Raw genomic sequence first — 19,851 nt, forward strand, 5'->3', positions numbered from 1 at the left:
TGTGCAGGTGTGGTTATGTCAGTCGGCCGCGACTTCCGCTTCGTAGGCCTTGATCGCCTCGGACGCGACCCGGAACGCCGCCAACCCCAACGGCACGCCGCAGTAGACCGAGGCCTGCATCAGCACCGCGCGGATCTCGTCTTTGGTGACGCCGTTACGCAGGGCGCCGCGCACATGCACGCCCAGTTCATGGTGCTGGCTGAGGGCGGTGAGCATCGCAAGATTAATGATGCTCCTGGTCTTGAAGGGCAACGTCGCGTCACCCCAGATTTCACCCCAGCAGACTTCGGTGACCAGCTTTTGCATCGGCCGGTTGAAGTCGTCGGCCGCAGCCCAGGATTTCTCCACGTGGCGGTCGCCCAGCACTTCCTTGCGGTTGTTAAAGCCCTGATTGAAGCGTTCGTTGTCGTCCATCTTCATCTCCACTTTTACGTAAGATCGACTGATTGTCATACAGTCGTTACACCCAAATTTTTTTGTGCAATGCCCGGCGCCGGGGTACTTGCCTCAATCGCCGTACCCCACCATGGCTTTCACTTCGAGGTACTCCCGCAGTCCGAACTCGCCCCACTCGCGGCCGTTGCCGGAGCGCTTGTAGCCGCCGAACGGTGCGGAAAAATCCGCTGGCGGGTAGTTCAAATGCACACTGCCGGCCTGCAAGGCGCGAGCGACACGGCGGGCCCGCTGTTGATCGGCCGATTGCACGTACGCCGCCAGCCCGTACGGCGTGCCGTTGGCGATGTCGATGGCCTCGGATTCGCTGTCGTAGGCGATCATCGACAGCACCGGGCCGAAGATTTCTTCCTGGGCGATGCTCATCCCCGGCGTGACGTTGGCGAACACCGTCGGCTTGACGAAGTAGCCCTGATGCAGCCCTTCCGGCTTGCCGACGCCGCCGGTGACCAGCTGCGCACCTTCATCGATGCCCTGTTGAATCAGCGCCTGCACCCGGCGAAATTGCGCGCGGTTGACCAAAGGCCCGAGCTGGGTCGATTCATCGTCCGTGGCGCCGACGGTGAAGGCTTCGGCAGCGTGCCGGGCGATCTGCGCGGCGTCACTCATCAGGCTGCGGGGGACCAGCATCCGTGTCGGAATCGAACACGACTGCCCGCTGTTGGTGAAGCACGCCGCCACGCCACGGGTCACGGCGTCCTGCAGATTGACGTCGTCCAGCAGGATATTAGCCGACTTGCCGCCCAGTTCCTGGGCCACGCGCTTGACCGTGTCCGCGGCGGATCTGGCCACCTGCACCCCGGCCCGGGTCGAGCCGGTGAACGACAGCATGTCGATGTCCGGGTGCGCCGATAACGCCGCGCCCACGCCGGGGCCATCGCCGTTGACCAGGTTGAACACGCCCGCCGGCACCCCGGCTTCGTCCAGCACCTCGGCGAACAACAGGCTGCTGAGCGGCGAATACTCGCTGGGCTTGAGAACCATGGTGCAACCGGCCGCCAGCGCCGGGCCGACCTTGACCACGATCTGGTTGATCGGCCAGTTCCACGGCGTGATCAGCCCGCAGACGCCAACCGGTTCGTAGCGCAGCACGGTCCTGCCCTGGGGCTGCTCGAAGGCGAAACGCTCAAGCACTTCCACCAGCTGGTTAAGGTGCAGCCAGCCCCGGGGCACCTGAAAATTGCGCGAGGCGCTGATGGGCGAGCCCATTTCCTGGCGCATGGCCTGGGCGAACTCTTCCTGGCGGCGGTGGTAGATCGAGACGATCCGCCGCAGCAGATCAATGCGCTGTTTGACGCTGGTCTGCGCATACGCGGGCAACGCCTTGCGGGCGGCGGCGACGGCGCGGTCCACGTCGCTGGCATCGCCCAGGGCCAGGCGGTCGATCACCTGTTCAGTGGCGGGGTCGATCACGTCAAACCAGGCCGGCGCGTGAGGTGCGACCCAGTGTCCATCGATGTAAAAACTGTCTGCTCGGGACATGCGATGTGCTCCCTGGTGGATCAGGCGGGATGGCGGCGTTACTCGCCTTCTTTGGCCAGCATCCGGTACATCTCGGTGTGGTCGGTGGTGGGCGTGGCACCCTGCGCCACCTCGTCCCAGACCTGAATCGCGCGCTGGCCGAACGTCAGCGGGTAATCCAGACCGTCGGCCAGGCCCTTGGCGATCTTCAAGTCCTTGTTCATCAGTTGCATCGAGAACCCGGAGCCGAAAGTGCCGCTGAGCATGAATTGCCTGGCTTTGTTCAGCGAGGTGTTGCTGCCGCCGCTGGAAGCGTTGAGCACATCGACCATGACGCCGGGGTCGATGCCGAAGCGCTTGGCCACGTGCAGCGCCTCGACGGTGGCCATGAGGCCCGCCGCCGAGACGAAGTTGTTCAGGGCCTTGGCCGCATGGCCGGCGCCGGCATCGCCGATGTGCAGGATGTTTTTGCCCATGGCGTCGAGTACGGCCTGGCAGCGCTGCATCACGGCCGGGTCGCCGCCCACCAGAATCGCCAGGCTGCCATCCACCGCACGCTTCACGCCGCCCGACACGGGTGCGTCGAGATACGTGAGGCCAAGGGCAGCGAGTTTTTCACCCAAGGCGCGGGAGCGTGCAGGCTCGGAAGAACTCATGTCCATGACCACGGTGCCAGCGGCCAATGACGCGGCCCAGCCCGATTGGCCGTCTGCGCCCAGCAGCACGCTTTCCACGATGCCGGAGTTGGGCAGCATGGTGATCAATACATCGAGGGTGTTGGCGTTTTCAGGGGTGAGCGCGTTGGCGCCGAGGGTGGCCTGGATGTCCTGCAAGCGCCCGGCATCGGCGTCCGACAGGAACAGCTCGAAGCCGGCCTTGCTCAGGCAGGTGGTCATCGGCAGGCCCATCATGCCCAGCCCGATGAAGCCAATCCGTTGTGGTTGAGTCATTATCGTGCCCTATTGTTTTTGTCATCAGCGGGTTCACGGCGGCACCGGTGGTTTTTTCTGCTCGGTGCACGCCAGCAGTTGCCACAAAACTATAGGACTGTCATACAATCGGTCAATAGGCTAGTTCGCCTATTTCATCATCGGCACTGCATTGAGGAGTTGGACATGATCGTTGAGCTACGTATTTACCACTGCGCACCCGGCCGCCTGCCGGCGCTGCACGAGCGCTTCACCAGTACGACGTTGGGATTCTTCGAAAAATACGGGATCGAGCCGATCGGCTTCTGGACCTCGCTCACCGGCGAGAGCAACCAGACCCTGACCTACATGCTCAAATGGGACAGCCTGGCCGACCGGGAAACCAAGTGGAACGCCTTCCAGAGCGACGCCGAGTGGATCGCCAAACGCGCAGCCAGCGAAGCCCAAGCGATTATCGTGCAACGCATCGAAAACCAGTTCTTGTTGTCGACAGCGTATTCGCCAGAGGCTTGAGTGAAGGATCGACGCGGTAAATGTAGGAGCTGACGACCAACGGGAGGCTGCGATTGCGGTGTGTCAGGTGTACCGCATCGCAGCCTCGCTCGGGCTCGTCAGCTCCTACAGAGTGCGCGTGAATTCAGAGGGTTGAGTGAGCATTCAACGCCAACAACTCCAACACGTTCTTCGAGGCATTTTCGACGTGCAGCAGCGCGGCGGCACAGGCGCCGGTTTCGTCGCGCAGCTGGATCATCCGCACGATTTCCTTCAGCTCGGCCAGGGTGTGCACCATGCGCCCTTCCCGCCCCAGAGACAGTGCGCGCAACAGACTGACGCGGTTGTTCAATTGCTCCAGCATGCCGCCGACCACCCGGCTCTGCTCGATGTCCAGCAGCACGTTATAAAAGCGTCGTTTGATGTCCAGCAAGGTGGTGCCGTCGACTTTCGAGGTGCGTGATTGCAGCTCGAATTCGTCGAAGACTTCTGCCAGCTCGGCCACGTCTTCATCACTGGCGTAACGCACAAAATTGCGCACGGCGAGCACTTCCAGCGCGCCGCGCACGTCGTAGATCTGAATCGCGTCCTTGGCATCCACCGACGCCACATAGGCCCCGCGATGGGGCACCTGCTCCACCAACCCTTCGGCTTCCAGCTGACGCAACGCTTCGCGCAGTGACGTGCGGCTGACGTCCAGCGCGGTGTAGAGCTGCTGCTCCACCAGCCGGTCGCCGGGTTTGAAACGGCCGGAGATGATTTCGTTGCGCAGCGCATCCTGCACCTGATGCCGCAAGGAAGACGCCTGGCGTAATACTTTCATGTGAAATTCCCTGAGAGCTGTACTTCATTGCTGCGACGCCCCACGGGCCATCACCTGATCAAGCGCGCCGATCCTCATCACGGGCGGCACGCACGGCAATCGTATTGTATTACAGCCCGTTTCGGAAAATTTAATGTCCTGCGGGCTCGTCATGGGACGCGGGGCGTCCAGGGAGCCATTCACACGCGGAGCGTAAGGAACGATCTAGTGAGTTAACGGACGATGCATGACCCGTGGGAGCGGACCTGTCCGCGAAGACTGTCGGCCGGGCGACGATTTCTAGGGTTCATACCGGCCTCTTCGCGGACAGGTCCGCTCCCACAGGATCTACGTTGCGCCTATTCGTAAGGCGTTGAACGGGCCACCTCAGAAGTTCGCTTTCAGCGCTTCCAGCCCGCCGTCGTAAATGCCCTGGAACAAGGCAGTGACTTCAGCGTCAGACACGCCATTGGGGGTAAAGCGGCCTGACCAGGTGACCTGCGTCTGGTTGTCGCCAACGGCCGTGACCTGCAGCGTTGCCAGGTACTCTGAGATCGGGAACGGTCCTTCGGTGATGGAGTAGCTGTAGGTCCGCGCCTGGTTGTCGAAGGACTCCAGGCGTTCGGTGATCGACGCGCCATCTTCGGTGGTCAGCTTGCGAACGCGACCGCCTTCGGCAGGCTCGCTGCTGGCGATGAAGGGCAGCCAGTCCGGCAGGGACAGAAAGCCGCCGACCAATTGCCAGACGGTGTCGGCGGATACCGGCAGATTGAGGGTTGCAGATGCAGTAGCCATGGGAACTCTCCAGAAAGGTGTGACGGTGGGACGGCGGAGTCGCCGATCTCGGACCAGGTGTGCCCTTGACCGCGAAAGCGACTAGGACACGAACAGACCCGCACGATACGCCGCCCGAGTGACGTGAGGCCATGAAACCTTGCGGCAGTTCCCGCTGGATGATCAGCGCGTCGCGCGCAGCCGTGGCCGCGCCGTGAACCTGAGGGAGGGCGCTTGCTCGCGACAGCGGTGTGTCAGTCAATGCATCTGCGAGAAGGAAGCATGCCATCGCGAGCAAGCGCCCTCCCACAGGTTTCCTGAAGGCCTCAAAATCCCTGCAGGAGCGCGCTTGCCCGCGATGACGGTGGGTCAGTCTACGAACACCTCACGCCAGAATACTGATCGACGCGGCGCGTCATGAGCGGCTAACAATCAGACACGGCGTTACTTGGCAGTCAGCGCCGAGTAGCTGTTCATCAGGTTGCGATAGTTGGGGATGCGCGGCGACAGCAGGTTGGCCAGGCCTTCCATGTCGTTGCGCCAGTCCACTTGCAGCTCGCAGGCCACCGAGAACCAGTTGGTCATCTGCGCGCCGGCGGCAGTCATCCGCGACCAGGCCGCCTGCTGAACCGTCTCGTTGAACGTACCCGACGCATCGGTGACCACGAACACTTCATAGCCCTCTTCCAGCGCGCACAGGGTCGGGAACGCCACGCAGACGTCGGTCACCACGCCGGCGATGATGATTTGCTTGCGGCCGGTGTCCTTGATCGCCTTGACGAAGTCGGCGTTGTCCCAGGCATTGATCTGCCCCGGGCGTTGAATGAAAGGCGCATCCGGGAACAGCTCCTTGAGTTCCGGCACCAACGGGCCGTTGGGGCCTTTGTCAAAACTGGTGGTGAGGATGGTCGGCAGGTTGAAGAACTTCGCCACGTCGGCCAGGGCCAGCACGTTGTTCTTGAATTCGTTGGGCGAGAAATCCTGCACCAGCGAGATCAGGCCGGTCTGGTGATCGACCAGCAGGACAACGGCATCATCTTTGTTCAAACGCTTGTAGGGGGTGCTCATGGTTGACTCCTTTTAGGAAAGACACAGGTCATAAGGCCGACGAGGTGCGCCGACCGGTCAGAACGCGAAACAGGAACAGCCGAACGCGCCCCAGAAACCCTGGAAATCGCTGACCGGCACGTTGGACAGCCGGGCGCGTTCGTGGCTGTGGGCATGCACCGTGCACGCCCCGGCGCACTGGTGAACGCTGGCGGCCATGGGCGCATTCGGCCGCCAGTGACCCGGCACCCTGGCCACCGGCGACCAGTCCGGCATGACCGGCAAGGTGGGCGGCGACAAGTCATCGAACTCGGCGCTGCCGTACACCACCTTGCCGTCGACGACGGTCAGCACCGATTCGATCCACTTGATGGCGTCTTCCTCGACGCTGAAGAAATCAGCGGACAGTGCCACCATGTCCGCCAACTGGCCGACCTTGATCTGGCCCTTCTTGCCCTGCTCCGACGAAAACCAGGCGCTGCCCCGGGTGTACAGCTCCAGCGCCGTGGCCCGGGACAAGCCTTCCGGGTACAACTCAAGACCGCCCACCGTACGGCCGCTGACCATCCAGTACAGCGAGGTCCACGGGTTGTAGCTGGACACGCGGGTGGCGTCGGTGCCCGCGCCCACCGGCACGCCTTCGGCCAGCATGCGTTTGATCGGCGGCGTGTGTTCCCCCGCCTTGGCGCCGTAACGCTCGACGAAATACTCGCCCTGAAAGGCCATGCGGTCCTGAATCGCGATGCCGCCGCCCAATGCCTTCACGCGCTCGATATTTTTCGGAGTGATGGTTTCGCAGTGATCGAAAAACCACGGGATGCCGTTGAACGGGATCTCGCGATTGACCTTCTCGAACACGTCCAGCATGCGCGAGATGGATTCGTCGTAGGTGGCGTGCAAGCGAAACGGCCAGCGGTGCTCCACCAGATGGCGCACCACCGGTTCCAGGTCCTGCTCCATGCCGGCTGGCAAGTCAGGACGCGGTTCGAGGAAGTCTTCGAAGTCGGCGGCCGAGAAGGTCAGCATCTCCCCTGCCCCGTTGTGCCGCAGAAAGTCATCGCCCTGGTGCAGGGTCACGGTGCTGGTCCAGTTTTTGAAATCGGTGAGCTCTTCCTTGGGCTTCTGGGTGAACAGGTTGTAGGCGATGCGCACGCTGAGTTGTTTGTCCTTGGCCAGTTGCTCGATCACCGCGTAGTCGTCGGGATAATTCTGGAAACCGCCGCCGGCATCAATGGCGCTGGTGACCCCCAGGCGGTTCAGTTCGCGCATGAACTGGCGGGTGGAGTTGACCTGGTATTCCAGTGGCAGCTTCGGCCCCTTGGCCAGGGTCGCGTACAGGATCATCGCGTTGGGCTTGGCCACCAGCATGCCGGTGGGGTCGCCGTTGCTGTCGCGCACGATCTCGCCACCGGGCGGGTTCGGCGTGTCGCGGGTGTAACCGGCCACCCGCAGCGCGGCGCGGTTGAGCAGCGCGCGGTCGTACAAATGCAGCACGAACACCGGGGTGTCGGGGGCGGCCTGATTGAGTTCTTCCAGGGTCGGCATGCGTTTTTCGGCGAACTGGAATTCGTTCCAGCCACCCACCACACGCACCCATTGCGGGGTCGGCGTGCGCTCGGCCTGGGCCTTGAGCATGCGCAGCGCATCGGCGAGAGACGGTACGCCTTCCCAGCGCAGTTCGAGGTTGTAGTTCAGCCCGCCACGGATCAGGTGCAGGTGCGAGTCGTTGAGGCCGGGAATCACCGTGCGCGTGTGCAGGTCGATGATCTGCGTGGCGTTGCCGCGCAGGGCCATGACCTCGGCGTCGCTGCCCACCGCAACGAATTTGCCACCGGACACGCCGACCGCGCTGGCTGTAGGTTTTTCGTGATCAACCGTGTGGAAGTTGCCGTTGAAGAGAATCAGATCGACGTTCATCGCAGTTCCTTGGACAGAGGATTGAGCAGGTTCAACCTGCCGGCTTGCCGTTGAGCCAGGGCGCGGCGAGTCGGGAAGCAAACGGCATCAGCAGGTACACCACCAGCAGCACGATGGTCACGGTGACCAGCGCGGTGCTGATCACGTAATTGCTCAGCAGCGCGTGCAGTTTGAACACCGGTTGCCAGAGCAGCGGGATCAGCAAGGTCAGCGGGCAGATGACGCAGAAGGTCAGCACGGCCTGCTTCCAGCGCGGCGGTGGCGGCGTGTCGGTGGGCGGGACAAACCAGAATTCGTGGTGGCGCTCGATCTGAGTGACGTCGCCATCGGCCAGCATCGGCGTGGCCTCCGCCACCAGCGCCCGACGCTGCGCGGAATCGAGCCAGCTTTGCAGCGCATCGAGGGAGCGGTAACGCAGGACACAGGTAAACAGGTGCAGCCCGGCGGAAGTGCCGCGAATGACATCGACGCCCAAATGGCCCGGATAAGCGGCGGCGATGGACACCGTGCGACGCAGCCAGGCCTCGTAGTGAACCTCCTGCCCCTGCTTGATCCGGTGCTTGACCACCAGCGTGACCACCTCGTCCGCTGCCAACGCGGAGGTGGGGGAAGTGTCCATTTCTTCAATCAGGGAATCGGGCATAACCAGGTGCTCCTGCAGTGATCGATGCCATCTTGACGATAGTCGGAAAACGGTTATTGAACAGGTGTGCTCTGACGTGGGTGATGATTGTTCCCACTCTCTGCGTGGGCACGATCACATGCCGGGCTGGAGGGCGGCGGTGTCCAGCGGTTGCGGCAGATTCGACGCCTGACACAAAACCCGTGGGAGCGGACCTGTCCGCGAAGAGGCCCGTACAGCTCATGCATCTTAAGCGCCGGGCAGAATGCCTTCGCGGACAGGTCCGCTCCCACTGTGAAGGTGCGGCGCTGCTGATCTCCGGGCTTGATACAAACCTGGCACAGGGTGTGGGTGATGCCCCTCACGGCATAGGCCGGGTTTCCTGGGACATAAACCGGGTGATGCGCGCACGCAGCCAGCGTTCGGCGGGGTCGTTGTCGTGGACGCCGCTCCAGACCATCGACAGCTCGGCCGGCTCGATCGGGAACGGTGGGTCTTCGGCCCGTAGTGCGCCGCCTTCCACCAGGGCGCAGGCGGCGTAATCGGGGACGGTGGCGATCAGTTCGGTGCCGGCCAGCAACTGGCGCAAGCCGCTGAACTGCGGCACCGCCACCACCACCCTTCTCGCCCGTCCGACCTTGGCCAGGTCCAGGTCGATGTTGCCGCTCAAGTCCCCGGAAAACGAGACCATGGTGTGCGGCCGTGCGCAGTAATCGTCCAGCGTCAGCTCGCCAGGGCGCTGGTCGCCACGCAGCACCTTGACCCCGATGTCCCGCAGCTTCTTGCGCTTGGCGTTGGCCGGCAGCTCGGTGGTGTAGCTGATGCCCACGGAGATTTCACCGGAGGCCAGCAGCGCCGGCATCAACAGGAAATTTGCCCGACGCACCACCACAATGATGCCCGGCGCCTCCTCCCGCAGCTGCGTCAGCAACGGCGGAAACAGGCCGAATTCGGCGTCATCCGACAGGCCGATGCGGAACACGTCACAGCTGCTGGCCGGGTCGAATTCCTTGGCCCGGCTGACCGCCCCGGAAATGGTGTCCAGCGCCGGCTGCAGTTCCTTGAGAATCGCCAGCGCCCGCGCAGTGGGCTCCATCGCTCGGCCGTTGCGCAGCAGCAGCGGGTCGTCGAACAAGTCCCGCAACCGCGCCAGCGCCGCACTGATGGCGGGCTGGCCCATGAACAGCTTTTCCGCAACGCGGGTCAGGTTGCGTTCGAACATCAGCGCTTCGAAGATCACCAGCAGGTTCATGTCGACGCGGCGCAGGTCATTTCGGTTCATGGAGGGGTTCCGGGATCAGCGATGAGAAAAGCCTCTGAAGCATTTGGCGTGCCAGCTGAACACAACGCTGCCGGGTGCGGCTTGGACGAATGTGCTGCGCGCGGCCTGTCGCCAACCCGGCAGTCAGCCTCCGGGACAGTCCGCACCCCACGTGTACCAAGCGTCAAATCGGCAGGAACACCAGGCGTTGCTGGCCTGTGCGCCAGGCCCTGGGGGTCTGACCGACATGACGGGTAAAAATCCGGGTCAGGTGCGGCTGGTCGGCAAAACCGCATTCCAGCGCCACGCGTGCCATCGGAATCAAGGGCTGCTCCAGCAGCATGGCCTTGGCGCGCTCGACGCGCATGTGCAGCAGCCAGGTATGGGGCGCAACGCCGGTCGCCTGTTTGAACGCTCGGGAAAAGTGGCTACGTGACAGCGAGCATTCCTGCGCCATACGTTGCACGGACAAGTCGTTGCCCAACTGGCTGGCGATCAACTCCTTGGCCAGGCGCAGTTGAACCGGCGTCAGGCTGGCTGACGGCTTGCCCGAGGCGGGTCGTACCCGGCCGTAATGCTGCAACGCGTGCCCGCACATCGCCAGCAACAGGTGATCGACAAACAAACGATTGGCCATGTCCGGACGCTGCAGTGCTGGCAGCATGGCGTGTGCCAGGTGATAAAGCACCGGATCTGTGGTGCCCCCTTGCTCGTAGCGGAACATGTCGACCTTCGCCCCGCCGTGCTCGGCCTGCAGTTGGTCAAGCGTCTGGCGGGGAATGTTCACCCGAAGGTTGTCGTAGGCCGTGCGGTGCTGGCAACGCAACTCGTCGCCCATGAACGGCAGCGACACGCTGCCTTGCCGATAGCCGCCGCTGTAACTCAGGCGCTGTCCGCGCCAGAGCCGGTGATCCGAGAAATCCTGGAGTTGCACAATGATTGAAAACGCATCCGCGCACGGGATATCGATGACCCGCTCCGGATCAGGCACTGAGTGGGTCATGCGGGTTGCGGTGATGTCGTCGCGACTCAGCTGGGTGATCAAGGGTGCGTTCACGGCAAGATCCTGATTCGGTCGTTGTGTGGTGCAGGTGGCGCGACATGCCCACGCGGAACGTGGGCATGTTCAGATGGCCTCAGCCTTTGAGGAAGCCCAGCAGGATCTGGTTGATCTCGTCCGGTTGCACGGCGCACATACCGTGGGAACCGCCTTTGACGATGTGCAGGGTCGAGCCCTGGACCAGTTCGTGACTTTTCAGGCCGGAAGCGACGATAGGCACGATCTGGTCTTCGTCGCCATGAAGGATCAAGGTTGGCACGTCGATCTTTTTCAGGTCCTCGGTGAAGTCGGTTTCCGAGAAGGCCTTGATGCAGTCGTACTCGGCCTTGACGCCGCCCAGCATGCCGATGGCCCAGAACGAATCGATGGCGCCCTGGGAGACTTTCGCGCCTTCGCGGTTGAAGCCAAAGAACGGCACCGCCAGGTCCTTGAAAAATTGCGAACGGTCAGCGGTGACGCCCGCACGAATGCCGTCGAAGACGTCGATGGGCAAGCCTTCAGGGTTGGCGTCGGTCTTGAGCATGATCGGCGGCACGGCACCGATCAACACCGCCTTGGCCACGCGGGAGGTGCCGTGACGGCCGATGTAGCGCGCCACTTCGCCGCCACCGGTGGAATGGCCGATCATGATCACGTCGCTCAGGTCCAGGTGCTCGAACAGCTGCGCCAGGTCGTCGGCGTAAGTGTCCATGTCGTTGCCGTCCCAGGTCTGGCCCGAACGCCCGTGACCGCGACGGTCGTGGGCGATGACGCGGTAGCCGTTCTGACCGAGGAACAGCATCTGCGCGTCCCAGGCATCGCCGTCCAGCGGCCAGCCGTGGGAGAACACGATGGGTTGCCCGGTGCCCCAGTCTTTGTAGAAAAACTCGGTGCCGTCTTTCAGGGTCAAGGTGGTCATGGGAAGCGGTCCTCGTGTGGGTGAACGGATGGGCGAACAAGAACGCTTGAGCCTAGACGTTGATGGCCGAAGCCGCTTGAAGGATTGTGCTTGTTTTAGAGCCTTGCGTTGGCGGTTCAGGCCTCTTCGCGGACAGGTCCGCTCCCACGGAAAAATGCGGTCCCACGCCAGACGCAGCATTCGTGACGCAGGAAGATTGTAGGAGCGCGCTTGCCCGCGATTGAGGGGGCCAGGCGACGCATTTATCGTTGACAGACCGCCATCGCGGGCAAGCGCGCTCCTACAGGTTTATACCACCATCCCGTCGCGGGCGATGATCACGTTGGGTGGCAAGGTTCGCGGTTCGCTCATCAGCCACGCATCCAGCGTATGCCCCACATGGGTGAGCACGGCTTGACGCGGCTTCAGGTCAGCGATGATCACCAGCGCCAGGTTCAGGTCGTTGTGGTTGCGGGGTGCCTGGGGTTGCGGCGGCATCGAGCAGTCGAGGATCAACACGTCCAGCGTCTGCTGCTGCAGAAGCGCGCGGGTGTCGTCAGGAACACCCACGGTGTCGGTCAGGTACGCCACACGACGTCCGGCGCCTTGCAGCAGATAGCCCAGGGTCATTCTGGAGTGCAGCAGCGGCAGCGCCGTGACGCTCAAATCACCCAACAGGCGGGTTTCGAACGACAGGAACGGCTGGCTGAAATCCAGTATCCCCGGATGCTTGTACAGATCGGCCAGCCCTTCGGGGTCCGCCGGGCCGTGCACCGGGATCACCAGGCCCTGCCCCCAGCGCAGATGCAGCAGCCCCTGGGCGTGGTCGGCGTGGTAGTGGGTTTGCAGAATCCCGCTCAGGCTGCCCGGCGCAAACCGCTCGGTGAGGTCGGTCAGGCCGCTGTCGATCAACCAGCGCTGGTCGCCGCATTCCACCAGGGCGCAACAGGGCAATCGCTGCTTGCCCTCATCCGCGTGCGCAGCCCGACACGCCGGGCACTCGCAGCCGTAGACCGGCACCTGGCGCGCATCGCCGGTGCCGAGCAAGGTCAGGCGCATGCCCGCTCCCGGTCGATGCGGTGAATCAAGCGCGCCACGGTGCCGGTCAAGGGCCCGGAGTTGTCCAGCAGGAACAGCCCCGCATCACCGGCCATCAGCTCCGAGGCAAACTGCGCATTGCGCGCCAGCCGCGCGTCGATGTCGTCCACCGACTCCCGCCCCCGGGCCAGCAAGCGCTCACGCAGCACCGCCTGATCCACGGTCAACAGCACCGCCAGCAGGTCCGGGTAACGTTCGCGCGCTTGAGACAAATGCCCGCGCGAGCCATTGATCAGCACGTCGTGGCCGTCCGCCAGCCACGCGTCGATCTCCACCGGAATGCCGTAATGCAGGCCATTGGCGAACCAGCTCAGGGCAAACGCGGCCTGAGCCTGCAGCGTCAGGAACTGCTCGACGCTGACCGCCTGGGCCGCCTCCCCCTTGGCCTCCGCCGAGCGGGTAATGACCCGGCGCACGATCCGGCAGCCGCGCTCGGCCATGGGTGCGCGCGCCGCGTCCAGCAGGCTGTCCTTGCCCGAACCGGACGGTCCGATGAGATAGATCAACCTGCCTGCCATCAAAACACCCTCTTCGCTTGTCGCCACACCTGCTGGATCACCGGCAGCGTGCCGTGGCTGTGAACATGGCTGCGGGCATGGATCAGGTCGGCGCGCAGACCGACACGGATTTCGCCGCGATCATTCAAGCCTGCAGCTCTGGCCGGCGCGCCACTGACCGTGTCCATGGCTTTCGCCAGACCGGCGTCCTGCCCGCCGTCCTGACCAGATTGGTCCAATTGCGCGGCCAGCGCGAACGCCGCCTGCAACAGGCTCGCCGGATAATAGTCGCTGGACAGAATATCCAGTAGCCCTTCTTTGGCGAGGCTGGCCGCCGCGACGTTCCCGGAGTGCGAACCGCCGCGCACAATGTTCGGCGCGCCCATCAACACGCTCATGCCCAGGCGGCGGCAACCTTCGGCCGCTTCCAGGGTGGTCGGGAACTCGGCGATGGACATGCCGTAGGCCGCCGATTCTTCCACGTGGGCCAGGGTCGCGTCATCGTGACTGGCCACCGACAGGCCGCGCGCCAGGCAGATGTCGACGATGGCCTTGCGGTAACGGTCGCTGTAGGTCTTGGAGTTGGCGACCTGCTCCACCACGAACTCGTCCATCTGCGCCGCGCTCAGGTGGTACTTGCCCATGTAGTACTCGCGGTACTTGGATTCCAGGGCGAACTGGCGCTGGCCCGGCGAGTGGTCCATCACCGACACCAGTTGCACCAGCGGCTGCTCCACCAGATCGCGGAACACGCTGAGGGTGTCCGGGTGGCAGACTTCGCAGCGCAGGTGCAGGCGGTGCTCGGCGCGGGTCATGCCCGAGGCGTTGGCCCTGGCGATGGCGTCGATCATCCCCGGCAGCTGCTGCATGCGCTTGCCCTTGGGGTTGACGTCGCCGATGGACAGCGCGTCGAACACGGTGGTGATGCCCGCCGCGATGATCTGCGCGTCGTGGCTCATCACCGCCGAGGCCGACGGCCAGTCCACGCCGGGGCGCGGGCTCAGGTGTTTTTCCAGGTTGTCGGTGTGCAGCTCCACCAGCCCCGGCAGCAGGTAATCGCCTCCCAGGTTCTGGGCGTGGGGCAAACGGCTGAGGCCGCTGTCGACCTCGCTGATCAGGCCGTCACGCAGCACCACGGTGCCGTTGAACATGCGGTCGCCGGTGACGATGCGGGCATTGGTCAGAATCTGTTCGTTCAGCATTCGAGCAACTCCTTGGCGGTCAGCGCGGCCGGGGTCATGTCCAGGTGGCGGTCGGCGACGGCTTCACGGGCCAGGCGGTCGTGGAAGATGCCGATCACGGCGGCGCCGGCGGCCTTGGCTTCGTTGATAAGTTCAAGCACCACTTCGCGGTTGGTGTCGTCCAGGGACGCGGTGGGTTCGTCGAGCAGCATCAGCGGCCACGGCACCATGAAACCGCGAGCGATATTGACCCGCTGTTGCTCGCCCCCGGAAAAGGTCCCCGGCGCCAGCTGCCACAGGCGCTGCGGGATGTTCAGCCGCGCCAGCAGGTGTTCGGCGCGGGCCTTGGCCTCCGCGCGTTCCCAGCCCCGGGCCATGGCCGGTTCCATCACCACGTCCAGCGTCGACACCCGAGGGATCACCCGCAGAAACTGGCTGACGTAGCCCAGCGTCTGCTGCCGCACCGCCAACACTTGCCGGGGTTCGGCGCCCACCAGTTCCAGCCATTGGCCTTGATGCTGAACCCGAATGCTGCCGCCCGCGGGCAGGTAGTTGCCGTACAGCGTGCGCAGCAGCGTGCTTTTGCCCGCGCCGGACTGGCCGTGCAGCACCAGGCATTCACCGGCGCGCACCGAGAAATTCAGGCCGCGCAGGACGTTGAGCACCACGCCGTTCTGCTGGTGCAGGGTGAAGGTTTTCGAGAGGTCACGGACCTCGATCAGCATGTTCATCAAAAGCACCCCAAAGTTCGGATCACGGTTGCAGGACCGAGGACACCAGCAGCTGCGAGTACGGATGTTGTGGGTCGTCGAGGATCTGGTCGGTCAGGCCGGTTTCCACCACCCGCGAACGGCGCATCACCATCAGCCGGTCCGCCAGCAGGCGCGCCACGGCCAGGTCGTGGGTGACGATGACCACCGCCAGATCGAGTTCGCGCACCAGGCCGCGCATCAGGTCCAGTAACCGTGCCTGCACCGACACGTCGAGGCCGCCCGTGGGTTCGTCCATGAACACCAGACGGGGGCCGGACACCAGATTGCGCGCCACTTGCAGCCGCTGTTGCATGCCGCCGGAAAAGGTCCGTGGCAGGTCGTCGATGCGCGCCGGGTCGATTTCCACCTGATTGAGCCAGTCCAGCCCTGCCGCCCGCAGCGCCTGATAATTGCGCACGCCCTGGGCCATCAGGCGCTCGCCGATATTGGCCCCCGCCGAGACCGCCATGCGCAGGCCGTCACGGGGGTTCTGCTCGACAAAGCCCCATTCGGTGCGCAGCAGGGTGCGGCGTTCGGCTTCGCTGGCGCTGTACAGGTCAAGCCACTCGCTGTTGCCATTGCGGGCGTCGGCGCGGCGGTAATCGATGCGCCCGGCATCCGGTGGGCAGCGGCCGCTGAGCAGCGACAACAGCGTCGATTTGCCGGAACCGGACTCACCGACGATGCCCAGCACCTCACCGGGGTACAGCTCGAAACTGACGTCCTGGCAGCCCTTGTCCGGGCCATACAACTTGCCCAGGCCGCTGACCTTGAGCAGCGGCTGCGCGCGGTCGGTGGCGCGCTCGGTAGCACGGTCCATCGGCGTCGCGTCGTTCAGTGCACGGACCGTATTCATTGGCCGCCCTCCCCGTGAAGCACGCGTTGCGCGCAGTAATCGGTGTCCGAACAGACGAAGCTCTGGGTGCCCTGATCGTCGAGAATCAGTTCGTCGAGGAACGAGTCGTGGCTGCCGCAGATCGCGCAGCTGTGTTCCCACTTCTGCACTTCAAACGGGTGGTCTTCAAAATCCAGGCTGCTGACTTTGGTGTACGGCGGCACCGCGTACAGACGCTTTTCGCGGCCGGCGCCGAACAGCATCAGCGCCGGGCTCATGTCCAGTTTCGGGTTGTCGAATTTGGGAATCGGCGACGGGTCCATCACATAGCGATCGTTGACCGTGACCGGGTACGCATACGCCGTGGCGATATGGCCGAAGGTGGCGATGTCTTCGTACAGCTTGACGTGCATCACCCCGTAATCGTTGAGCGCGTGCATGGTCCGGGTTTCGGTTTCCAGCGGCTCGATGAAGCGCAGCGGCTCGGGAATGGGCACCTGATAGACCATGATCTGATCGGCACGCAGGGGCACTTCGGGAATCCGGTGACGGGTCTGGATGATGGTCGCGTCAGGCGTGCGCTCGGTGGTGGCAACGCCTGCAGTGCGGGCGAAAAAGCGGCGAATCGACACCGCGTTGGTGGTGTCGTCGGCGCCCTGATCGGTGACTTTCAACACGTCGTCGGCGCCGAGAATCGCGGCCGTCAGCTGCATGCCGCCGGTGCCCCAGCCATAGGGCAGCGGCATTTCGCGGCCACCGAACGGCACTTGATAACCGGGGATCGCCACGGCCTTGAGCAGGCCACGGCGGATCATGCGTTTGGTCTGTTCATCCAGGTAGGCGAAGTTGTAAGCCTCGTCCCGCGCGGGCCGGGGTTGGGTGGCGGCGTTCATTGGCCGTTCTCCTTGGCGTGCGCCGGCCCGTTGAAGGGCTTGCGCAGTTTGCGGATCAGTTCAAGTTCGGACTGGAAGTCGACGTAGTGCGGCAGCTTGAGGTGCGAGACGAAACCAGCGGCCTCGACGTTGTCGCAGTGGGCCAGCACGAATTCCTGCTGCTGCGCGGGGGACTGGATTTCCTCGGCGTATTCCTCGGCGCGCAACGAGCGGTCCACCAGCGCCATGCCCATGGCCTTGCGCTCGGCGTGCCCGAAGGCCAGGCCGTAACCGCGTGTGAACTGCGCCGGTTCGCTGCCGGAGCCGACGAACTGGTTGACCATCTCGCATTCGGTGACTTCGATGGCGCCAATGGCAATCGGGAAGCCCAGCTCTTCAGGCTCGATCCACACTTCCACGTCGCCGATGCGGATTTCCCCGGCAAACGGGTGGTTGCGGCCGTAACCGCGTTGGGTCGAGTAGCCCAGCGCCAGCAGGAAACCTTCATCGCCACGGGCCAGGGCCTGCAGGCGTTGCGCGCGGCTGGCCGGGTACTCCAGCGGTTCGCGGGTGATGTCGGCGATGGCTTCACCGTTGTCGGCTTCTTCCTTGATCAGCCCTTCTCTGGCCAGCAAGCCCAGCACCCGTGGGCACGGCTCCAGCGCGGTGTTTGCCTGCGCCGACGGGCCAGGGTATTCGCCTTCGGCGAGCAGGCTGAAGTCCAGCAAACGGTGGGTGTAATCGAAGGTCGGGCCGAGCAACTGGCCGCCGGGCACGTCCTTGAACGTGGCCGACAGGCGCCGGGTCAGGAGCATGTCCGAGGTGTCGATGGGCAGGCTGGCGTTGAAGCGCGGCAAGGTCGTGCGGTAGGCGCGCAGCAGGAAGATCGCTTCCACCAGATCACCGGCCGCCTGCTTGATCGCCAGCGCCGCCAGTTGCTCGTCGTAGAGCGAGCCTTCGGTCATGACCCGGGCCACGGCCAGCGGCAATTGCTGACGGATCTGCTCGACGTCCAGCTCGGCAATCGAGGTGTCGCCGCGACGTTTTTTCGCCAGCACTTTGTGGGCGTTATCGATGGCCTGTTCGCCACCCTTGACTGCGACGTACATCAGGCACCTCCCTGGTACGCGACCTGGGTGCTGCGCGGCAGCCCCATCAGCTCACTGCCGGCAACAAAGAACACGTCGATGCCGCGGGGGAAGTCATTGCGTGCCTCACGCTCGTGCCAGAACGCTTCACCCAAGGGCAGCGCCACCTGGTTTTCGCTCTGGATGCCCGGCCCGCGCCAGGCCAGCTGAGGTCCGCCTTCCAGCGTCGGCAACTGAACCAGCAGCGTGCAGGACTGATCGGGATAACGGTCGTTGCCCAGATTGAAGCCGCTCAGGTCATGCAACTGGCTGTCGTCCAGCAGCGCGAAGCGTGCGTTCTGCCGGTCGCTGACAATCGGGCAGCCGCAGTGAAAAGTCAGGTTGGCGCGAATGGCCTGGGTGTCGAATGTGGGCGCGAGCCACAGGGGCGTGTCGATGTCCAGCAGCGCCAGGCACAAGGCATGGCTCGCGGCGGCCAGGCCTTCCAGGTGCGGCGGCAGTTGCGCCGGCACCAGGGTCTGCGCAACGCCCGGCCCGGCAAGGGCCTTGAGGGCGGCGCGGAAGCTGCGCTGGGCGTCGAGCACGGGGTCGGCGAAGGCCGGTTGTAAAAGCGTGGCTGTCATCAGTTTTCTCCTCTGACCAGGGTGAAGAACTCCACTTTGGTCGCTGCGGTTTCAGCTTCTTGCCGGGCCCGGCGCGCGGCGTGTGCCTGGGCCAGGGGTTCGATCAGTTCGCTCAACCAGTGAGCCTGTTGCGGGCCTTGCAGGTGGGCGTCGGCCAGGGCGGCCAGTTCGGCGTGGACCTTGTCGCGCCCGGCCAGGTAGCTGTAGCCGGTACGGCCGTCGGCCAGGCGCACCACGCAACGGGTCACGCTCATTTCGCCGACGTTGAACGGCGCGCCGCAGCCGCCCATGCGGCCACGGACCAGGGTCATGCCGATTTCAGGCGCGCGGATCAGCTGGAATTCAGCGTCGCGCAGGGCCGATTCGTGGTGGATCAGGTCCCCACGGCGGGCGCGGGACAGCACGCCGATCCATCGCTGGCGTGCGGCGTGTTCTAAATCAACGGCGTCTTTAGGGTTAACGGATGAGGCAGTCATCAGAGGCATCTCCATCATGTAACGACCTGGTACTGGAAGCGGTCCGAGCGGCTGGTGGAATGGGCCAGCTCCACCGGTCGGCCGGACGCATCGCGGGAAAGGGTGAGGACGGTGAGCGCCGGCAGGTGACGCGGCATCAGCAGCACGCTGGCCTCGTCACGGCTGGGCAGTCGGGCACCGATCAGGCTGAACGTGCGGGTCAACGGCAGATCCCGCGCCGCCAGAAACTGGCGTACCGAGCCGCTGGTGTAGTCAGCGAGCAAGGGGGCGTGACTGGCGCAGTAGCGGTGGCGAATCAGGCTGACCGGTTGGCCGTCGAGGCGGCGCAGGGTTAGCAGTTCGATCAGCGGTGCGTGTTCGGCCAGGCCCAGGTGCTCGGCCTCTTCGCGGGTGGCGACACAGTGCCGGCGCGCCAGCAGGATCGCTTCGACACCATGGCCCTGGGCCGACAACGACTGGCTGTAGGCGCTTTCGGCGGCCACCGGGTAAATCAGCGGACGGCCCAGCACCTGGGTGCCCTTGCCCTGTCGGCGTAACAAACTGCCTTCGCGCACCAGCTCGTCGACGGCCCGGCGCACGGTGTGGCGGTTGACCGAGAAACGCGCCGCCAGCTGGATCTCGGCGGGCAGGTATTCCCCGGCGTTGAAACCGCTCAACTCGCTGCGCAGGGTGTCGGCCAGCTCTCGGTAAACGGGCTCGGATTGTCTAGACAACTGCATGGCTAAAAAAAGGGT

General features: G+C 64.2%; 22 protein-coding genes. 1 reads left to right on the forward strand and 21 read right to left on the reverse strand.

The window, feature by feature from the left end; translation table 11 throughout:
• Positions 1–18 precede the first annotated feature (18 nt).
• The 3 genes from ABQX22_RS20525 to ABQX22_RS20535 all read right to left on the reverse strand — a co-directional run bounded on the left by ABQX22_RS20525 (position 19) and on the right by ABQX22_RS20535 (position 2,864).
• Positions 19–414, reverse strand: coding sequence for a carboxymuconolactone decarboxylase family protein (locus tag ABQX22_RS20525; RefSeq protein ID WP_349801687.1), 396 nt, complete (start codon positions 412–414; stop codon positions 19–21).
• A 93-nt stretch (positions 415–507) separates the two neighbouring features.
• Entirely contained in the window at positions 508–1,935 is a 1,428-nt protein-coding gene (locus ABQX22_RS20530; RefSeq protein WP_349801688.1) for an aldehyde dehydrogenase family protein, read from the reverse strand.
• 38 nt (positions 1,936–1,973) lie between these two features.
• Positions 1,974–2,864 carry an NAD(P)-dependent oxidoreductase gene (locus ABQX22_RS20535; RefSeq protein WP_349801689.1) on the reverse strand — a complete coding sequence of 297 codons (891 nt, stop codon included), beginning with the start codon at positions 2,862–2,864 and terminating at the stop codon, positions 1,974–1,976.
• A gap of 165 nt (positions 2,865–3,029) precedes the next feature.
• Between ABQX22_RS20535 and ABQX22_RS20540 the strand changes: the two genes are divergently transcribed.
• Positions 3,030–3,356, forward strand: coding sequence for an NIPSNAP family protein (locus tag ABQX22_RS20540; RefSeq protein WP_349801690.1), 327 nt, complete (start codon positions 3,030–3,032; stop codon positions 3,354–3,356).
• 124 nt (positions 3,357–3,480) lie between these two features.
• Here the strand turns inward: ABQX22_RS20540 and ABQX22_RS20545 are convergent, their stop codons facing one another.
• The 18 genes from ABQX22_RS20545 to phnF all read right to left on the reverse strand — a co-directional run bounded on the left by ABQX22_RS20545 (position 3,481) and on the right by phnF (position 19,836).
• Positions 3,481–4,158, reverse strand: coding sequence for a GntR family transcriptional regulator (locus tag ABQX22_RS20545; RefSeq protein ID WP_349801691.1), 678 nt, complete (start codon positions 4,156–4,158; stop codon positions 3,481–3,483).
• A 366-nt stretch (positions 4,159–4,524) separates the two neighbouring features.
• On the reverse strand, positions 4,525–4,932 hold the full coding sequence (locus ABQX22_RS20550) for an SRPBCC family protein (protein WP_349801692.1): 408 nt from the start codon (positions 4,930–4,932) through the stop codon (positions 4,525–4,527).
• A gap of 423 nt (positions 4,933–5,355) precedes the next feature.
• Positions 5,356–5,979, reverse strand: coding sequence for an isochorismate family cysteine hydrolase YcaC (gene ycaC / locus ABQX22_RS20555; protein WP_349801693.1), 624 nt, complete (start codon positions 5,977–5,979; stop codon positions 5,356–5,358).
• Positions 5,980–6,036: 57 nt separating this feature from the next.
• Positions 6,037–7,875 carry an amidohydrolase gene (locus tag ABQX22_RS20560; protein ID WP_349801694.1) on the reverse strand — a complete coding sequence of 613 codons (1,839 nt, stop codon included), beginning with the start codon at positions 7,873–7,875 and terminating at the stop codon, positions 6,037–6,039.
• 31 nt (positions 7,876–7,906) lie between these two features.
• Positions 7,907–8,518, reverse strand: a complete 612-nt coding sequence (locus ABQX22_RS20565) for an antibiotic biosynthesis monooxygenase (RefSeq protein ID WP_349801695.1) — start codon at positions 8,516–8,518, stop codon at positions 7,907–7,909.
• Between the two features lie 340 nt (positions 8,519–8,858).
• Positions 8,859–9,779, reverse strand: a complete 921-nt coding sequence (locus tag ABQX22_RS20570) for a LysR family transcriptional regulator (protein ID WP_349801696.1) — start codon at positions 9,777–9,779, stop codon at positions 8,859–8,861.
• A gap of 163 nt (positions 9,780–9,942) precedes the next feature.
• Positions 9,943–10,815 carry an AraC family transcriptional regulator gene (locus tag ABQX22_RS20575; RefSeq protein WP_349801697.1) on the reverse strand — a complete coding sequence of 291 codons (873 nt, stop codon included), beginning with the start codon at positions 10,813–10,815 and terminating at the stop codon, positions 9,943–9,945.
• Positions 10,816–10,894: 79 nt separating this feature from the next.
• Entirely contained in the window at positions 10,895–11,716 is an 822-nt protein-coding gene (locus ABQX22_RS20580; protein WP_349801698.1) for an alpha/beta fold hydrolase, read from the reverse strand.
• A gap of 288 nt (positions 11,717–12,004) precedes the next feature.
• Positions 12,005–12,754, reverse strand: coding sequence for a phosphonate metabolism protein PhnP (phnP, locus tag ABQX22_RS20585; protein ID WP_349801699.1), 750 nt, complete (start codon positions 12,752–12,754; stop codon positions 12,005–12,007).
• The gene (phnN, locus tag ABQX22_RS20590; RefSeq protein ID WP_349801700.1) at positions 12,745–13,311 is read right to left on the reverse strand and encodes a phosphonate metabolism protein/1,5-bisphosphokinase (PRPP-forming) PhnN; all 567 of its coding nucleotides are present in this window, start codon (positions 13,309–13,311) and stop codon (positions 12,745–12,747) included. Before phnN ends, phnP begins: the two co-directional genes overlap by 10 nt.
• The gene (locus tag ABQX22_RS20595; protein WP_349801701.1) at positions 13,311–14,492 is read right to left on the reverse strand and encodes an alpha-D-ribose 1-methylphosphonate 5-triphosphate diphosphatase; all 1,182 of its coding nucleotides are present in this window, start codon (positions 14,490–14,492) and stop codon (positions 13,311–13,313) included. The genes phnN and ABQX22_RS20595 overlap by 1 nt, the downstream gene beginning before the upstream one ends.
• A complete protein-coding gene (gene phnL / locus ABQX22_RS20600; protein WP_349801702.1) occupies positions 14,486–15,202 on the reverse strand; it encodes a phosphonate C-P lyase system protein PhnL in 717 nt (238 codons plus the stop codon). The genes ABQX22_RS20595 and phnL overlap by 7 nt, the downstream gene beginning before the upstream one ends.
• Before the next feature lie 22 nt (positions 15,203–15,224).
• On the reverse strand, positions 15,225–16,079 hold the full coding sequence (phnK, locus tag ABQX22_RS20605) for a phosphonate C-P lyase system protein PhnK (protein ID WP_349801703.1): 855 nt from the start codon (positions 16,077–16,079) through the stop codon (positions 15,225–15,227).
• A complete protein-coding gene (locus ABQX22_RS20610) occupies positions 16,076–16,951 on the reverse strand; it encodes an alpha-D-ribose 1-methylphosphonate 5-phosphate C-P-lyase PhnJ (protein WP_349801704.1) in 876 nt (291 codons plus the stop codon). The genes phnK and ABQX22_RS20610 overlap by 4 nt, the downstream gene beginning before the upstream one ends.
• A complete protein-coding gene (locus ABQX22_RS20615; RefSeq protein WP_349801705.1) occupies positions 16,948–18,039 on the reverse strand; it encodes a carbon-phosphorus lyase complex subunit PhnI in 1,092 nt (363 codons plus the stop codon). Before ABQX22_RS20615 ends, ABQX22_RS20610 begins: the two co-directional genes overlap by 4 nt.
• On the reverse strand, positions 18,039–18,641 hold the full coding sequence (gene phnH / locus ABQX22_RS20620) for a phosphonate C-P lyase system protein PhnH (RefSeq protein WP_349801706.1): 603 nt from the start codon (positions 18,639–18,641) through the stop codon (positions 18,039–18,041). The genes ABQX22_RS20615 and phnH overlap by 1 nt, the downstream gene beginning before the upstream one ends.
• The gene (gene phnG / locus ABQX22_RS20625) at positions 18,641–19,117 is read right to left on the reverse strand and encodes a phosphonate C-P lyase system protein PhnG (RefSeq protein WP_349801707.1); all 477 of its coding nucleotides are present in this window, start codon (positions 19,115–19,117) and stop codon (positions 18,641–18,643) included. The genes phnH and phnG overlap by 1 nt, the downstream gene beginning before the upstream one ends.
• A gap of 14 nt (positions 19,118–19,131) precedes the next feature.
• Entirely contained in the window at positions 19,132–19,836 is a 705-nt protein-coding gene (phnF, locus tag ABQX22_RS20630) for a phosphonate metabolism transcriptional regulator PhnF (protein WP_349801708.1), read from the reverse strand.
• Between the last annotated feature and the right edge of the window lie 15 nt (positions 19,837–19,851).

The organism is Xanthomonas sp. WHRI 1810A, from assembly GCF_040202885.1.
Lineage (GTDB): Bacteria > Pseudomonadota > Gammaproteobacteria > Pseudomonadales > Pseudomonadaceae > Aquipseudomonas.

What these genes read in the sequence shown, in the direction of transcription:
- phnL (WP_349801702.1), bottom strand. Translation starts at nt 15,202, where the DNA reads ATGAACATGCTGATCGAGGTCCGTGACCTCTCGAAAACCTTCACCCTG.
- ABQX22_RS20540 (WP_349801690.1), top strand. Translation starts at nt 3,030, where the DNA reads ATGATCGTTGAGCTACGTATTTACCACTGCGCACCCGGCCGCCTGCCG.
- phnK (WP_349801703.1), bottom strand. Translation starts at nt 16,079, where the DNA reads ATGAATACGGTCCGTGCACTGAACGACGCGACGCCGATGGACCGTGCT.
- phnP (WP_349801699.1), bottom strand. Translation starts at nt 12,754, where the DNA reads ATGCGCCTGACCTTGCTCGGCACCGGCGATGCGCGCCAGGTGCCGGTC.
- ABQX22_RS20595 (WP_349801701.1), bottom strand. Translation starts at nt 14,492, where the DNA reads ATGCTGAACGAACAGATTCTGACCAATGCCCGCATCGTCACCGGCGAC.
- phnG (WP_349801707.1), bottom strand. Translation starts at nt 19,117, where the DNA reads ATGACTGCCTCATCCGTTAACCCTAAAGACGCCGTTGATTTAGAACAC.
- ABQX22_RS20550 (WP_349801692.1), bottom strand. Translation starts at nt 4,932, where the DNA reads ATGGCTACTGCATCTGCAACCCTCAATCTGCCGGTATCCGCCGACACC.
- ABQX22_RS20570 (WP_349801696.1), bottom strand. Translation starts at nt 9,779, where the DNA reads ATGAACCGAAATGACCTGCGCCGCGTCGACATGAACCTGCTGGTGATC.
- ABQX22_RS20525 (WP_349801687.1), bottom strand. Translation starts at nt 414, where the DNA reads ATGGACGACAACGAACGCTTCAATCAGGGCTTTAACAACCGCAAGGAA.
- ycaC (WP_349801693.1), bottom strand. Translation starts at nt 5,979, where the DNA reads ATGAGCACCCCCTACAAGCGTTTGAACAAAGATGATGCCGTTGTCCTG.
- ABQX22_RS20615 (WP_349801705.1), bottom strand. Translation starts at nt 18,039, where the DNA reads ATGTACGTCGCAGTCAAGGGTGGCGAACAGGCCATCGATAACGCCCAC.
- phnN (WP_349801700.1), bottom strand. Translation starts at nt 13,311, where the DNA reads ATGGCAGGCAGGTTGATCTATCTCATCGGACCGTCCGGTTCGGGCAAG.
- ABQX22_RS20580 (WP_349801698.1), bottom strand. Translation starts at nt 11,716, where the DNA reads ATGACCACCTTGACCCTGAAAGACGGCACCGAGTTTTTCTACAAAGAC.
- ABQX22_RS20610 (WP_349801704.1), bottom strand. Translation starts at nt 16,951, where the DNA reads ATGAACGCCGCCACCCAACCCCGGCCCGCGCGGGACGAGGCTTACAAC.
- phnF (WP_349801708.1), bottom strand. Translation starts at nt 19,836, where the DNA reads ATGCAGTTGTCTAGACAATCCGAGCCCGTTTACCGAGAGCTGGCCGAC.
- ABQX22_RS20545 (WP_349801691.1), bottom strand. Translation starts at nt 4,158, where the DNA reads ATGAAAGTATTACGCCAGGCGTCTTCCTTGCGGCATCAGGTGCAGGAT.
- phnH (WP_349801706.1), bottom strand. Translation starts at nt 18,641, where the DNA reads ATGACAGCCACGCTTTTACAACCGGCCTTCGCCGACCCCGTGCTCGAC.
- ABQX22_RS20530 (WP_349801688.1), bottom strand. Translation starts at nt 1,935, where the DNA reads ATGTCCCGAGCAGACAGTTTTTACATCGATGGACACTGGGTCGCACCT.
- ABQX22_RS20565 (WP_349801695.1), bottom strand. Translation starts at nt 8,518, where the DNA reads ATGCCCGATTCCCTGATTGAAGAAATGGACACTTCCCCCACCTCCGCG.
- ABQX22_RS20535 (WP_349801689.1), bottom strand. Translation starts at nt 2,864, where the DNA reads ATGACTCAACCACAACGGATTGGCTTCATCGGGCTGGGCATGATGGGC.
- ABQX22_RS20560 (WP_349801694.1), bottom strand. Translation starts at nt 7,875, where the DNA reads ATGAACGTCGATCTGATTCTCTTCAACGGCAACTTCCACACGGTTGAT.